At 71.3% G+C, this 12,618-nt stretch carries 14 protein-coding genes; 4 read left to right on the forward strand and 10 right to left on the reverse strand.

All coding sequences use genetic code 11. The annotated features are described in order from the left end of the window. The first annotated feature begins 70 nt into the window (after positions 1-70). Complete coding sequence (locus ACSYGO_RS10265; RefSeq protein WP_432172254.1) at positions 71-532, forward strand: hypothetical protein; 462 nt, start codon at positions 71-73, stop codon at positions 530-532. A 125-nt stretch (positions 533-657) separates the two neighbouring features. Here ACSYGO_RS10265 and ACSYGO_RS10270 read toward each other — a convergent pair whose 3' ends face one another. The 7 genes from ACSYGO_RS10270 to ACSYGO_RS10300 form a co-directional block, all read right to left on the reverse strand. Beyond that, positions 658-1,215, reverse strand: coding sequence for a hypothetical protein (locus ACSYGO_RS10270; protein ID WP_432172407.1), 558 nt, complete (start codon positions 1,213-1,215; stop codon positions 658-660). Positions 1,216-1,397: 182 nt separating this feature from the next. Continuing rightward, positions 1,398-2,081 (reverse strand): uracil-DNA glycosylase, encoded by a 684-nt coding sequence (locus ACSYGO_RS10275; protein WP_345658215.1) that lies wholly within the window; start codon positions 2,079-2,081, stop codon positions 1,398-1,400. A 118-nt stretch (positions 2,082-2,199) separates the two neighbouring features. Beyond that, complete coding sequence (locus ACSYGO_RS10280; RefSeq protein WP_460386531.1) at positions 2,200-3,783, reverse strand: ABC transporter substrate-binding protein; 1,584 nt, start codon at positions 3,781-3,783, stop codon at positions 2,200-2,202. A gap of 362 nt (positions 3,784-4,145) precedes the next feature. Continuing rightward, positions 4,146-4,907: an SDR family oxidoreductase gene (locus tag ACSYGO_RS10285; protein ID WP_460386532.1), complete on the reverse strand. Its 762-nt coding sequence runs from the start codon at positions 4,905-4,907 to the stop codon at positions 4,146-4,148. A 17-nt stretch (positions 4,908-4,924) separates the two neighbouring features. Beyond that, positions 4,925-5,686, reverse strand: a complete 762-nt coding sequence (gene fabG / locus ACSYGO_RS10290; protein ID WP_028800483.1) for a 3-oxoacyl-ACP reductase FabG — start codon at positions 5,684-5,686, stop codon at positions 4,925-4,927. A 202-nt stretch (positions 5,687-5,888) separates the two neighbouring features. Beyond that, complete coding sequence (locus tag ACSYGO_RS10295; RefSeq protein WP_426678800.1) at positions 5,889-6,272, reverse strand: DUF3037 domain-containing protein; 384 nt, start codon at positions 6,270-6,272, stop codon at positions 5,889-5,891. After that, on the reverse strand, positions 6,269-7,051 hold the full coding sequence (locus tag ACSYGO_RS10300; protein ID WP_460386533.1) for a HipA family kinase: 783 nt from the start codon (positions 7,049-7,051) through the stop codon (positions 6,269-6,271). Before ACSYGO_RS10300 ends, ACSYGO_RS10295 begins: the two co-directional genes overlap by 4 nt. Before the next feature lie 237 nt (positions 7,052-7,288). Between ACSYGO_RS10300 and ACSYGO_RS10305 the strand changes: the two genes are divergently transcribed. Then, positions 7,289-7,762, forward strand: a complete 474-nt coding sequence (locus ACSYGO_RS10305) for a Rieske (2Fe-2S) protein (protein WP_095932889.1) — start codon at positions 7,289-7,291, stop codon at positions 7,760-7,762. Between the two features lie 24 nt (positions 7,763-7,786). On the opposite strand, the gene ACSYGO_RS10310 is transcribed toward ACSYGO_RS10305, so the two are convergent. Next, entirely contained in the window at positions 7,787-8,425 is a 639-nt protein-coding gene (locus ACSYGO_RS10310) for a cysteine hydrolase family protein (protein WP_426678802.1), read from the reverse strand. Between the two features lie 145 nt (positions 8,426-8,570). Between ACSYGO_RS10310 and ACSYGO_RS10315 the strand changes: the two genes are divergently transcribed. Continuing rightward, entirely contained in the window at positions 8,571-9,038 is a 468-nt protein-coding gene (locus ACSYGO_RS10315) for a pyridoxamine 5'-phosphate oxidase family protein (protein WP_460386535.1), read from the forward strand. A 268-nt stretch (positions 9,039-9,306) separates the two neighbouring features. On the opposite strand, the gene ACSYGO_RS10320 is transcribed toward ACSYGO_RS10315, so the two are convergent. Then, positions 9,307-10,209 carry a LysR family transcriptional regulator gene (locus ACSYGO_RS10320; protein ID WP_426678804.1) on the reverse strand — a complete coding sequence of 301 codons (903 nt, stop codon included), beginning with the start codon at positions 10,207-10,209 and terminating at the stop codon, positions 9,307-9,309. Between the two features lie 75 nt (positions 10,210-10,284). Between ACSYGO_RS10320 and ACSYGO_RS10325 the strand changes: the two genes are divergently transcribed. Next, complete coding sequence (locus ACSYGO_RS10325; protein WP_460386537.1) at positions 10,285-11,220, forward strand: DMT family transporter; 936 nt, start codon at positions 10,285-10,287, stop codon at positions 11,218-11,220. A 61-nt stretch (positions 11,221-11,281) separates the two neighbouring features. Here the strand turns inward: ACSYGO_RS10325 and ACSYGO_RS10330 are convergent, their stop codons facing one another. Continuing rightward, positions 11,282-12,613, reverse strand: coding sequence for an aminotransferase class I/II-fold pyridoxal phosphate-dependent enzyme (locus ACSYGO_RS10330; protein ID WP_460386538.1), 1,332 nt, complete (start codon positions 12,611-12,613; stop codon positions 11,282-11,284). Positions 12,614-12,618 lie beyond the last annotated feature (5 nt).

A 12,618-nucleotide genomic window follows, 5' to 3' on the forward strand; every position in this document is an offset into this window, starting at 1 on the left:
GATCACCCATGTGGGGCAACCTGCGCTTGTCCGCTCCCCAAAGCGGCCGGGACACAGCAGAGTTGCGCGAGTGCATCGAACGACGACCACCGCAACGCTTCTGGTCGCCGCGGCTGTCACCGCCCTCTCGGGCTGTGTGACCGTCCAGCGGCCGCCCTCCCCCGGCCCGCCGCCCGCGCCGCCCCGGCCCGCCGCGCCGCGTCCGGACGGAAAGGGCGAACCGCAGATCGTGCAGGCGCCCGCGAAGGAGGCACTGGAGCTCATCGGGCCGTCCCGGAAGCCTTCGAAGCGTGCCCCGACACCGCACCGGACCACTCCGCCGCCCGCCGCAACGGCACCGGCGGCTCCGCCGCACCGCGACCGGCCGGCCCCGCAGCCCGCGCCGCACCGGCCCGACACGCACCCCGTCGAGCCGTCCGTCCCGACCGGCCTGCCTCGAGGCTCGGACGTGTGCGCCCTGGGCAGGAAGTACGGCGGCTGGAAGGCGGACAGCCCGGAGGCGATCATCTGCAAGAAGGCGTACGGCCCCTGAGGGATTCCGGCCGGTGCCGTGCCCGTCCCGAGGCGGGCACGGCGTCATCGGTCCCCGTGGACAGGCCGGCCGGACCGGAGGCCGTACGCGCCCCAGGACACACCCGGTGCGGAGTCGCAGCCTCACTAGGGGCGTTTTCTCGGCGGTCCCAGCGTCTCGCCTCCCGGACCGCCGAGATGGTCGGGCAGGCTGTCCCCGTCCGGGATCCCCTCCTGGGCAAGTCTCGTCTCCAGGCGGGCGATCGCCGCGCGGATCCCGTCGCCGTAACTGTCGTCACCGAGCGCGCCGACCGCGCCGCGAGCTCTGCGCAGGTGGCTGCGGGCCACCTCGCCGTGGCCGAGCTTCACATAGTCGGCGGCGAGGTTCAGGTGGAGGGACGGGTAGAAGGCGCGGACCGCGAGCGAGTGGTGGTGCTCCGCGAGGCGCCCGTCGCTCAGCTCCTCGGCCGCCGACAACGCGCGCAGGTCCCAGGCGAGTTCGTCCGAGGGGTCGTCCTGGGTGTCGGCCATGTAGTGCGCCAGCGTGCAGCGGTGGAGCGGATCGCCGTCCTCGCCGATCTCCGCCCACAGGTCCAGGAAGCGGCCCCGAGCCTCCTCGCGGTCCCCGCCGTGGTGCAGCATGACGACCTGTCCGATCCGGGTCATCATGGCGTCCGGTGCCGCCTGCTCCTGTTGCTCCGCCACCGCGTCCTCCAGGCTCGTCACTGTCCCCACGACGCTAACCGGAGCCACTGGCATTCGGGCTCAGGCGCCCCCGTACGCCGCTGGGCCAGGCCGGTGACGGGCGGAGAGTCGGCCCCGGGACGGAGACCACGGGCGGACCGCGGCGGCCGGCCCCGGTCACGGGGCCGGCCGCGGGTCCCCCGTCAGCCCAGGTCGGGAATCCGCCAGTCGATCGGCTCGTGGCCCTGACGGGCCACCGCCTCGTTGATCTGCGTGAACGGACGCGAGCCGAAGAACTTCTTCGCGGACAGCGGCGAGGGGTGCGCCCCCTTCACCACCACGTGCCGCTCCTCGTCGATCAGCGGGAGCTTCTTCTGCGCGTAGTTGCCCCACAGTACGAAGACGGCCGGGTCGGGGCGGTCGGCCACGGCACGGATCACCGCGTCGGTGAACTTCTCCCAGCCCTTGCCCTTGTGCGAGTTGGCCTCGCCGGAGCGCACGGTCAGCACCGCGTTCAGCAGCAGCACTCCCTGCTGGGCCCACGGCATCAGATAGCCGTTGTCGGGGATCGGGGTGCCCAGTTCCTCTTTCATCTCCTTGTAGATGTTCCGGAGGGAGGGCGGGGTCTTCACACCTGGGCGGACCGAGAAGCACAGGCCGTGCCCCTGGCCCTCGCCGTGGTAGGGGTCCTGGCCGAGCACGAGGACCTTGACCCGCTCGTACGGAGTCGCGTCCAGCGCGGCGAAGACCTCCTCACGCGGAGGGTAGACAGGACCCTTGGCGCGCTCCTCCTCGACGAACTCCGTGAGTTCCTTGAAGTAGGGCTGCTGCAGCTCCTCGCCCAGGACGCCGCGCCAGGACTCGGGCAGCATGGCGATATCGGTCACGTCAACTTCCTCCGATGTGCGGTCACTTCCAGACCACAGAACCTACCGCCGCCCACTGACAACCGGCTCCGGGCCCCGCCCCACGGGCCCTCGCGCCACGAACGGAGACCGGCCCTCCCTACCAGCTGGTCTTGCGGTGCAGTTCCCACATCGTCATGATCGTCGACGGGTCCAGGGCCCGCTCACCGCCCGAGATGTCCTCGCTCGCGGCCACGTACTGCTTGCCCTGCCACAGCGGCAGCAGCCGGGCGTCGTCGACGAGGATCTGCTGCGCCTCCTCGAACTCCTTCACCACGGCGGCGCGGTCGCTCTGCCGGCGGGAATCGGGCAGCAGCTGATTGGTGATCCGCGGCGACGGATAGGGCGTACCGAGCGCGTTCTGCGTGCCGACGAAGGGCGCGATGAAGTTCTCGGCGTCCGGGAAGTCGGGGAACCAGCCGCGCCCGAAGACCGGGTACTCGCCCTTGCGGTAGCCCGCCTCGTACGTCTTCCAGGGGCGGCTCTTGAGCGTGATGCTGAACAGCCCGGAGCCGTCGAGCTGGGCCTTCAGCTCCCGGAACTCCGGCGCTGTCTCGGAGCCGTAGCGGTCGGTCGTGTACCAGAGGGTCAGCGGCACCCGCTGGGTGATGCCCGCGTCCTTGAGGATCTTCTGCGCCTTGGTCCTGCTGGGGTTCCCGTAGCTGTCGAAGAAGCCCGTGGAGTGCCCGATCAGGCCGGCCGGGACCATGGAGTACAGGGGGTCGACGGTGTCCTTGTAGACCTTGTGCGCGATGGCGGGCCGGTCGACGACCTGGGCGATGGCCTTGCGGACGGCGAGCTTCTTAGCCCACGGGTCCTTCGGGTTGAAGACCAGATAGCTGATCTCGGTGCCCGCGCCCTCGATGAGCTGGATGCCGTGCTGGGAGTCACGGCTCTGGAGCTGGACGATGTCCGAGGAGGCGAGTCCTCGGTAGGTCACGTCGATCTTCTTGTCCCGCAGCGCCTCGACCATCTGGGACGAGTCCTGGAAGTAGCGGATGGTGACCGAGTCGTTCTTGCGGTCGGCGAAGCCGTCGTAGTGGTCGTTCCTGACGAGTTCGGCCTTCTCACCCTCCTCGTAGGACCGGAGCGTGTACGGCCCGGACCCGAACACCTTGCCGTCCTTGCGCAGGGCGTCGGCGGGGTATTCGTCGGGATCGACGATCGACATGGCGGGCGTGGCCAGCACGAACGGGAAGGTGGCGTCGGACTTCTTGAGGTGGAAGACGACCTCGCGGTCGCTCAGGGCCTGGATGCGGCCCAGGTTCCCGAGCAGGCCCGCGGGACCGCCGGGCACGTCGATGGTCCTGATCCGTTCGATGGAGTGCTTGACGGCGTGCGCGTCGAGCGGGTCACCGTCGGAGAATTTCATGTTCGGACGGAGCTCGCAGCGGTACGTCCGCTTGGAGGCGTCCGTGAACCCGCAGCTCTTCGCCGCGTCGGGCTGGGGCGTCACCGCGCCGGTCGGGTAACTGAGCAGCGTCTGGTAGATGTTGCGGAACAGCTCCCAGGAGCCGTCCCAGGAGGCGGCCGGGTCCAGTGTGCTCGGAGCGCTGGTGGTGCCCACCACGATCGGACCCTTGTCGTCGGACGATCCCGAGGAGAGAACGCCACACCCGGCCACCAGGGTTATGGACGTGATCGCCGCCAGCTGCCGCCGCAGACGTAGGTTCCGGTTGAACACGCGCACACTCCTCGATCTGCCGTACCAAGGGTCGGCAGACCATACCGCAGCGCCCCGCCGGTGGAACATGTTCACGGCAGGGCACTTGATCAGCATGAATGTGACTACGTTGTCAGGATTCTGTGATGCCGCGGGCGGTCCGGATATCGAACGCGGTGCCTCTCGACAGCGTCGGTGTTTTTGTCAACTCCCCACAAGATGCGGAGCGCTGCGGTCCGGCGGGGAGCTCACGCTCCGGGGCCACCGGCGGGCCCGGAACGTGCCTCTCGAAGGAGCGGTGCGGCGCTCCGCGGAACCGACGTCGGGTTCCGCGGAGCGGGGCGTCCGCCGCGCCGGGCGTCACCCGGCCCCGGCGCTCGGCGTCACTCGACGCCGGCGTTGAGGAAGATGCCGCCGTCGACGACCAGCGTCTGCCCGGTGACCCAGTCCGACTGCTGCGAGGTGAGGAACGCGGCGGCGCCTCCGATGTCGGAGGGCACCCCGAGCCGGCCGAGCGGGTAGGCCGCGGCGGCCTCGGCCTCACGGCCCTCGTACAGGGCGGCGGCGAACTTGGTCTTGACCACGGCGGGCGCGATGGCGTTGACCCGCACCTTGGGCGCGAACTCGTGCGCGAGCTGCACCGTCAGGTTGATCATGGCGGCCTTGCTGACGCCGTAGGCGCCGATGAACGGCGAGGGGGCGAGGCCGGCGACCGAGGCGATGTTCACGATCGCCCCGCCGTTCTCGCTCTGCCAGGCCTTCCAGGTCTGCTGCGCGAAGCCCAGCGCCGAGATCACGTTGGTCTCGAAGACCTTGCGCGCCACATTGAGGTCGAGCTCGGCCATCGGCCCGAAGACCGGGTTCGTACCGGCGTTGTTGACCAGGTAGTCGACGCGGCCGAACGCCTCCATCGTGCGCTCGACGGCGAGGGCCTGGTGCGCCTCGTCGTGGGCCTTTCCGGCGACACCGATGACGCGGTCGGAACCGAGCGCCTCGACGGCCTCCTTCAGGGCCTCCTCGTTGCGGCCGGTGATGCAGACCCGGTCACCGCGGGCGACCAGGGCCTCCGCGACGCCGTAGCCGATGCCGCGGCTCGCGCCCGTGATCAGCGCGACCTTGCCCGAGAGTTCGGGAAGAGCAGTCATGTCCTTGTCCCCCGGCCTCAGTTGAGCGGTCCGCCGGCCACGTACAGCACCTGGCCGGAGACGAATCCGGCGGCCTCGCCCGTGAAGAAGGCGATGGCGTTGGCGATGTCGTCGGGGTTGCCGACGCGCTGCACGGGGATCTGGGTGGCGGCGGCGGCCTGGAAGTCCTCGAAGCCCATGCCGACGCGGGCGGCGGTGGCGGCGGTCATGTCGGTGACGATGAAGCCGGGCGCGACGGCGTTCGCGGTGACGCCGAACTTGCCGAGCTCGATGGCGAGGGTCTTGGTGAAGCCCTGGAGACCGGCCTTGGCGGCGGAGTAGTTGACCTGGCCGCGGTTGCCCAGGGCCGACGACGAGGAGAGGTTCACGATCCGGCCGAACTTCGCGTCGACCATGTGCTTCTGGCAGGCCTTGGCCATCAGGAAGGCGCCGCGCAGGTGCACGTTCATGACCGTGTCCCAGTCGGTGGCGCTCATCTTGAACAGCAGGTTGTCGCGGAGCACGCCCGCGTTGTTGACGAGGATGGTCGGCGCGCCGAGCTCCTCGGCGATCCGCGCGACGGCGGCCTCGACCTGAGCCTCGTCGGAGACGTCGCAGCCCACCGCGATGGCCTTGCCACCGGCGGCGGTGATCTTCTCCACGGTGTCCTTGCACGCGGCCTCGTCGAGGTCGATCACCGCGACGGCACGGCCCTCGGCGGCCAGTCGTACGGCGGTGGCGGCACCGATGCCGCGCGCGGCACCGGTGACTACGGCGACCCGCTGCTCAGTGGTGGACATTGCTGGTTCTCCTCGCCCTTGGAAAGCCTGTCGGAAAGCCCGTCCCGGCAACCTTGGCACCTTCTCGGCGCCTCGGCGGTGCGGAATGGCCTGCGGCTCACGGTACGCCCCTCGGGTGAGCGACCGCTTAGTACCTTCAGCAGACGTGACGCTAGAAGCCCTGGCACTCGGTGTCAACGGCACACCGCGCGCATGTGATCCATTACCTGACCAGCAGCTCGAGCAACCGCTGCGTCTCGGCCTCCGGATCGGCGGTCAGGCCGGTGTGCACGGGGCCCGGCTGCACGACCGTCGAACGCGGCGCGATGAGCCAGCGAAAGCGCCGCCCGGCATCGTCCCGTGCCGCCTGACCTGCCGCTTTCCCTCCCGCACAGACACCCTCGACGGCTCGCAGGGCAGCGCGCACGCCCGCCACGTCCGCCTCCGGGTCGAGCGCCCGCAGCTTGGACTCGTCCAGATGCGTCCGAACGGCGACGAAGGACTTGGCACGGCAGTACACCAGCACTCCGGCGTTGAAGCACTCGCCGCGTTCGACCCGCGGCACCACGCGCAGCAGCGCGTATTCGAAGACGTCCCGCTCGCTCACGCGTCCCCCTTGCCGGCCGTGACGGCCTCGATGCCCTTGATCCGCTCGTGGATGACGGCGGCCCGTGCCAGAAGCGGCTGCGCGTAGGCGTGCCGCAGCGCGTCGGCCGACTCGAAGCCCGGCTCGTCGGCCAGCCACGCGTCCGGGATCTCGGCGGTCACCTCGGCGAGCAGTTCCTCCGTGACCAGCGGTGCCAGCTCCGCGGCGGCCGAGGCGACGTCCGGCCCGAAGGGCGCGAGCGCGTGCTCGGAGACGTCGTACGGCTTGGCCGCGGACGTCTGCGCGCCGGGCCAGTGGTGGTGCCAGATCATGGTGGCGCCGTGGTCGATGAGCCACAGGTCTCCCTGCCACATCAGCATGTTGGGGTTGCGCCAGGAGCGGTCCACGTTGTTGACCAGCGCGTCGAACCAGACGACCCGCCCGGCCTCCTCGGCGCTCACGTCGAAGGCGAGCGAGTCGAAGCCGATCGCGCGGGAGAGGAAGTCCATCCCGAGGTTCAGCCCGCCACTGGACTTCAGCAGCTCCTGGACCTCCTGGTCCGGTTCGCCGAGTCCCATGACGGGGTCGAGGCCGATCGTCACCAGGCCCGGCACCCTGAATCCGAGCCGGCGGGCGAGTTCACCGCAGACGACCTCGGCGACGAGCGTCTTGCGCCCCTGCCCGGCGCCGGTGAACTTCATGACGTACGTCCCCAGGTCGTCGGCTTCGACGAGCCCCGGCAACGAGCCGCCCTCACGCAGGGGCGTGATGTAGCGGGTCGCGATGACTTCCTTGAGCATCGCCCCAGGTTACTGGGGTGGACGGAGGGCGAGGACGCGACCCGTGGGTGTCCGCCGCGCCCGGCGGCCGGGGGTCCGGCGGTCCGCACCGGCCGGGCCGCCACCTGTCGGCCCGCTGTCGATCCTGTCGGCGCGCTGTCGATCCGGTCAAGAAGTCGCCAACCCCCTGAACAGGGCACACGCCCGAACCGTACTTGTCTACGGATCACCATCACGTCCGTTGAAGGGAAAGTCGGCATGACCAGCGAATCGCTTCACCCCGTCCCGGCACCGGCCCGGCGCACCGTCGTGGCGGCGGTCGGCGCGGCGGGGCTCGCCGTCGCGCTGACCGCGTGCGGGGACGACAAGAAGTCGTCCGGCTCCAGCGAGGTGAACGGGGGCGGCTCGGGAGGCGGCGACAACGCGGCGGCCGGAAACGCCGGTGGCACGGTGCTCGCCAAGACCAGCGACATCCCGGAGGGCGGCGGCAAGGTCTTCGCGGACCAGGGCGTCGTCGTGACCCAGCCGACGGCGGGCACGTTCAAGGCGTTCTCGTCCAAGTGCACGCACCAGGGCTGTGCCGTGAAGGGCATAGCGAACGGCGTCATCAACTGCCCCTGTCACGGCAGCCAGTTCTCCGCCGCCGACGGCAGCGTGAAGAAGGGGCCCGCGACGACCGCCCTGGCCGCCGCGACGATCACCGTCGAGGGCGACTCCATCAAGCTCGCCTGAGCCCCCTGGGCTTCGGCGGCGGCCTCAGCGGCGTGGACGCTTGAAGCAGGCCAGCACGTCGTCGGTCGTCGCGATGGTGGCGACGAGGGCGAGCGTGTTGCGGATCATCGCGGGGGTGTAGTCGGAGGGCACCCCCGCGATGGCGTCCGCCGGCACGACAGCGGTGTAGCCGAGGTTCACGGCGTCGAACACGGCGTTGGGGATGGCCACATTGGCCGAGACACCGGTCACCACGAGGGTGCGGCAGCCCAGATTGCGCAGCAGCGGGTCCACGTCGGTGCCCGCGAGGGGGGACAGTCCGTGCAGCCGGCGTACGACGAGGTCCTCCTCGGCGACCACGACGGGCGGCGCGATGCGGACGGCCGTCGTGCCGGTGAGCTGCTGGACGGGCAGCCGGGCCGCGGCGCGGAAGAGGCGGGCGTTGTGGTTGGCGCCCCGGCCGTCCGGGCGCCGTTCGGCCACGGCGTGGACGACCTGCACTCCGGACTCGTGGGCCGCGGCCACCAGCCGTGCCACGTTGACGAGCGCTCCCGACGACCGTGCTGCCTCGGCGAGTTCGGGCAGGGCGCTGTCCTGGCCCACGACACCCTGTTGGCACTCGACGGTGAGCAGCACCGTGGTGGCGGGGTCGAGGAGTTCACTGAGCTGTTCGTGCGACGGCATGGCTCCCCCTGGTCGTCGAGGTCGGGGCGGGCGAGCGTAACGACCATTGCGTGGGGACGGAAGACGGCCCATGCTTTTCTGACGTGATGTCAGAGGATCTCTGTCGGCGCCGAAGCGGGCCGACGCGGAAGAAGAAGGAGACCGCATGGCCGTCACTCAGCGCAGGGGCCGGAAGATCATGATGACCCCCGGCGAACTGGACGAGTTCCTCACCACCGAACGGACCTGCCGGGTCGCCACCGTGTCGGAGGACGGCGCGCCGCATGTCAGCGCCCTGTGGTTCGCCTGGGACGGCACATCGCTGTGGCTGTACTCGGTGGTGCGCAGCAAGCGGTGGGCGGAGCTGCGCCGCGACCCCCGGGTGGCCGTGGTGATCGACTCCGGTGAGCAGTACGGGGAGCTGCGCGGGGTCGAACTGTCCGGCACGGTGGAGTTCGTGGGCGAGATACCCCGCGTCGGAGACCTGTGCGCCGAACTCGACGTCCCGGAGACGCTGTTCGCCCGCAAGAACTTCGGTCTGGAGGAGATGCCGCACGACGGCAGGCACGCGTGGATGCGGCTGACTCCGGAGGCCGTCGCCTCGTGGGACTTCCGCAAACTCCCGTTGCTCTAGGGGGCGTCCACCGGCCGGCCTGCCCGCCGACGCCGAACGGGCCGCTCGCCGCCGGGCTCTTGGGGTGCCCACCAGGGAGCGGCGACCGGTCGCATGTCGCATGTCCAGGGAGCGGCAACCGGTCGCATGTCTCAGTGTCCCGGGTCGCCCGCCCGCGCGGGGCGCCCCGGCCCGTCGCCCCAGGGTCCTCGCGCCGACGCTCGGACGTGATGCCGCGGCACGGCGGGCGGGCCACCGGGCCGAGCGGCCACGGCCCCGCCCGCGAGGTTCACTTGACGGCCTCCCCCGCTCCGCGCAGGGCACGGACCGCCGCCCTGATCGACGGCCGGCGGTCGGCGTCGGCCCGCCACACGACGTACACGTGCCGGCGCACGCGCTGCCGCACGGGCACCGTGACCACGCCCTCGGGCATCGGGTGCCGCCCGAGGAGCGGCGCCACGCAGACGCCGAGCCCCGTGGCGACCATGGCCAGCTGGGTGTGCGTCTCGGCCGCACGATGGCCGATGTGCGGCTCGACGCCCTTGGAGCGGAGCGTGAACATCAGCCACTCGTGGCAGAACTCGCCTTCGTTCCACGTGATCCACTCGTCCTCGGCGAAGTCGGCGAGGTCCACCTCCTCGCGGTCCGCGAGCCGGTGACCGACCGGCATCGCCACGTCGGCCGGGTCGTCCAGGATCGACGCCTTGACGAGGCCGTCCGGCAGGGGCATCGGCTTGTTGTACCAGTCGAGCACGACGGCCAGATCGAGGTCGCCGCGGATCACTCCGGCCACCCCGGCCTCCGGCTCCAGCTCGCAGGAGCGCACCCGGAGCCCCGGGTGGTCCGTGCGGAGTGTGGCGAGCGCGGCGGGGAACAGCCCGCGTGCGGCGGTGGGGAACGCCGAGAGCCGCAGCTCGCCCACGACCTGACCGCGCTGCGCCTCCAGGTCCGACTGCGCCAGCTCCACCTGGGACAGGATGCGCGCGGCGTGGTCGGCGAGCAGCCTGCCGGCGTCGGTGAGGCGGATCCCGCGGCCGTTCTTCGCGAGCAGTTGCTGCCCCACCTCGCGCTCCAGCTTCGACATCTGCTGGGACACGGCCGACGTCGTGACGTGCAGCCCCTCGGCCGCTCCGCTCACCGAGCCGTGCCGGGCGAGGGCGTCGAGGGTGCGAAGGCGCTCCAGGTTCAACATGTAAGCAATGCTACGAGATACCGCTCCGAAAATCTCGCTTGTGCTAAGAGATCGTCGTACCCCATGGTGGTGTGTATGAGCACCGTCACCAGCGCCCGCGCCCTGTCCCCCGCAGAGGCTGGGCCCCGTCGCCGCGCCGCCCTCGACTGGCGGGTGCGCTTCGGCGTTCTCGCCCTGATCTGGGGCTTCAGCTTCCTGTTGATCAAGGTGGGCACGGACGGGTACGCGCCGTTCCAGGTCACCTTCGGGCGGCTGCTGTTCGGCACGGCGGTGCTCGCCGCGGCGATGGCGGTGAAGCGCGAGCGGCTGCCGCGCGGGGTGCGGACCTGGGGGCACCTGACGGTCGCGGCCCTCCTGCTGAACGCGCTGCCGTTCTCGCTCTTCGCCTATGCGGAGCTGACCGTCCCGTCCACGCTCGCGGGCATCTGCAACGCGACCTCGCCGCTGTGGGGCATGGCCCTGTCGCTGGTCGCCCTCTCGGAGGACCGGCCGACTCGCAGCAGGGTGGCCGGGCTCGGCATCGGCTTCATCGGCGTCCTGACGGTCCTCGGCGTCTGGCAGGGCTTCCACGGCCTGGACGCCACGGGCACGGCGATGGCCCTGCTGGCCTCCCTGAGCTATCCGGTCGGCTGGATCTACGTCCGCCGCGCGCTGGCCGGTACCGGCCACTCCCACCTGTCGATGACAGGCGCCCAGCTCCTCCTGGCCACCGCCCAACTGGCCATTGTGACGCCGCTGTTCACCACCCTCCCGAGCCACTTCGCGGTCGTCCCGCTGCTCGCCGTCGTCGCGCTGGGAGCCCTCGGCACGGGCCTGGCCATGCTCATCCAGTACGGCATCGTCGCCGAGGTCGGCCCGACGACCGCGCAGATGGTCACCTACTTCATCCCGGTGATAGCCACCGCGGCGGGCGTCGCGATCCTCGGCGAATCGCTGTCCTGGTCGACTCCGGTCGGCGCCGTGGTCGTGATCGCGGGCGCGGCGCTCACCCAGGCCAAGCCGCGCCCCTGATCGGCCTCCGCCCCCGCCGACACCGGCGGGGGCGGCGTCGGCGGTCCCGGCCGAGATCGCCTCACACGTAGCGGCGGGCCGGTGCGGGGCCGACCGCGGACGCGACGGCATCGGCGAGCGGTTCCATGTCGTGCGGAGTCAGCGTCGACACGGTGATCCGGATGCCGGGCGGCGCGCTCATCCGGAAGCGGGCGCCGGGTGCGACCGCCCAGCCGGCGTGCAGCAGCCGCGCGACCGCCCCGGTCTCGTCCGGCACGGGGATCCACACGTTCATCCCGCTGCGCCCGTACGCCTGCACGCCTCGTTCCCCGAGGGCGTCGATCAGCGCGTCCCGTCGCCGCCCGTACTCCGCCGCCACTGCCGCCGCGTCCACGGCGCCGGAGGTCCACAGATGGACGACGGCCTTCTGGAGCAGACGGCTCACCCAGCCCGGCCCGAGCCGCTGGCGCCCGTGCACCCGGTCGACGGTGACGGGGTCGCCGGTGAGGACAGCGAGGCGCAGGTCCGGGCCGTACGCCTTGGCGACGGAACGGACGAAGGCCCAGCTGTGCGTCACGCCCGCGAGGGGATGGAGCGGCTGGTCCACGATGCGGTGCCCGTGGTCGTCCTCGATGAGCAGGGTCTGCGGATGCTCCTCCAGAACGGCGCGCAGGGCACGCGCCCGCGCGGCGCTCACCACGGCCCCGGTCGGGTTCTGCGCCCGGTCCGTGACGATCAGGGCCCGCGCTCCGGCCTCCAGGGCGCGGCGCACGTCGTCGGGGAGCGGCCCCTCGTCGTCGACGCCGACGCCGGCCGTGCGCAGTCCGAGCGCCGGGGCGAGGTCGAGCAGGCTGCCCCAGCCGGGGTCCTCGACGGCCACGGTGTCCCCGGGCTTGAGATGAGCCGTCAGCACACGCTCGACGGCGTCGAGCGATCCGGAGGTCACGACGACGGGCCCGCCGGGGACGCCGTCCTCGTCGAGGTCGGCGCGGGCGATCCGGTCCAGCTCCGGTTCGACGGCGGCCTCCCCGTACCTCACGGGCTCACGGTCCGTCCGCCCGGCCGCCACGGCGAAGGCCTCGGCGAGACCGGGCAGCAGTGCGGGGTCGGGATTGCCGTCCGCCACGTCCCGTACGCCGTCCGGCACCTCGACCCGGATGTCCTCACGGCCCGTGGTGGCGGGCTTGGGCCGGACCCTGCTGCCGCGGCGGCCCGCGGTCTCGATGACCCCCCGTTCGCGCAGCGTGCGATAGGCGGCCGCGACCGTGTTCGGGTTCACTCCGAGCTGTTCCGCCAACTCCCGCATCGGAGGCAGCAGTTGACCGGGCTCGAGGTCGCCCGATCCGACCGCGCTCTCGACACCTGCGGCAATCTCGGCTGCACGTCGTCCTGTGATCCGATACTCTCCTAGCACAAACC

This window comes from Streptomyces krungchingensis (assembly GCF_054729265.1).

Excerpts from the sequence above, each read along its gene's own strand:
- ACSYGO_RS10305 (WP_095932889.1), top strand. The coding sequence starts at position 7,289 with ATGACCAGCGAATCGCTTCACCCCGTCCCGGCACCGGCCCGGCGCACC.
- ACSYGO_RS10300 (WP_460386533.1), bottom strand. The coding sequence starts at position 7,051 with ATGCTCAAGGAAGTCATCGCGACCCGCTACATCACGCCCCTGCGTGAG.
- ACSYGO_RS10325 (WP_460386537.1), top strand. The coding sequence starts at position 10,285 with ATGAGCACCGTCACCAGCGCCCGCGCCCTGTCCCCCGCAGAGGCTGGG.
- ACSYGO_RS10320 (WP_426678804.1), bottom strand. The coding sequence starts at position 10,209 with ATGTTGAACCTGGAGCGCCTTCGCACCCTCGACGCCCTCGCCCGGCAC.
- fabG (WP_028800483.1), bottom strand. The coding sequence starts at position 5,686 with ATGTCCACCACTGAGCAGCGGGTCGCCGTAGTCACCGGTGCCGCGCGC.
- ACSYGO_RS10315 (WP_460386535.1), top strand. The coding sequence starts at position 8,571 with ATGGCCGTCACTCAGCGCAGGGGCCGGAAGATCATGATGACCCCCGGC.
- ACSYGO_RS10285 (WP_460386532.1), bottom strand. The coding sequence starts at position 4,907 with ATGACTGCTCTTCCCGAACTCTCGGGCAAGGTCGCGCTGATCACGGGC.
- ACSYGO_RS10310 (WP_426678802.1), bottom strand. The coding sequence starts at position 8,425 with ATGCCGTCGCACGAACAGCTCAGTGAACTCCTCGACCCCGCCACCACG.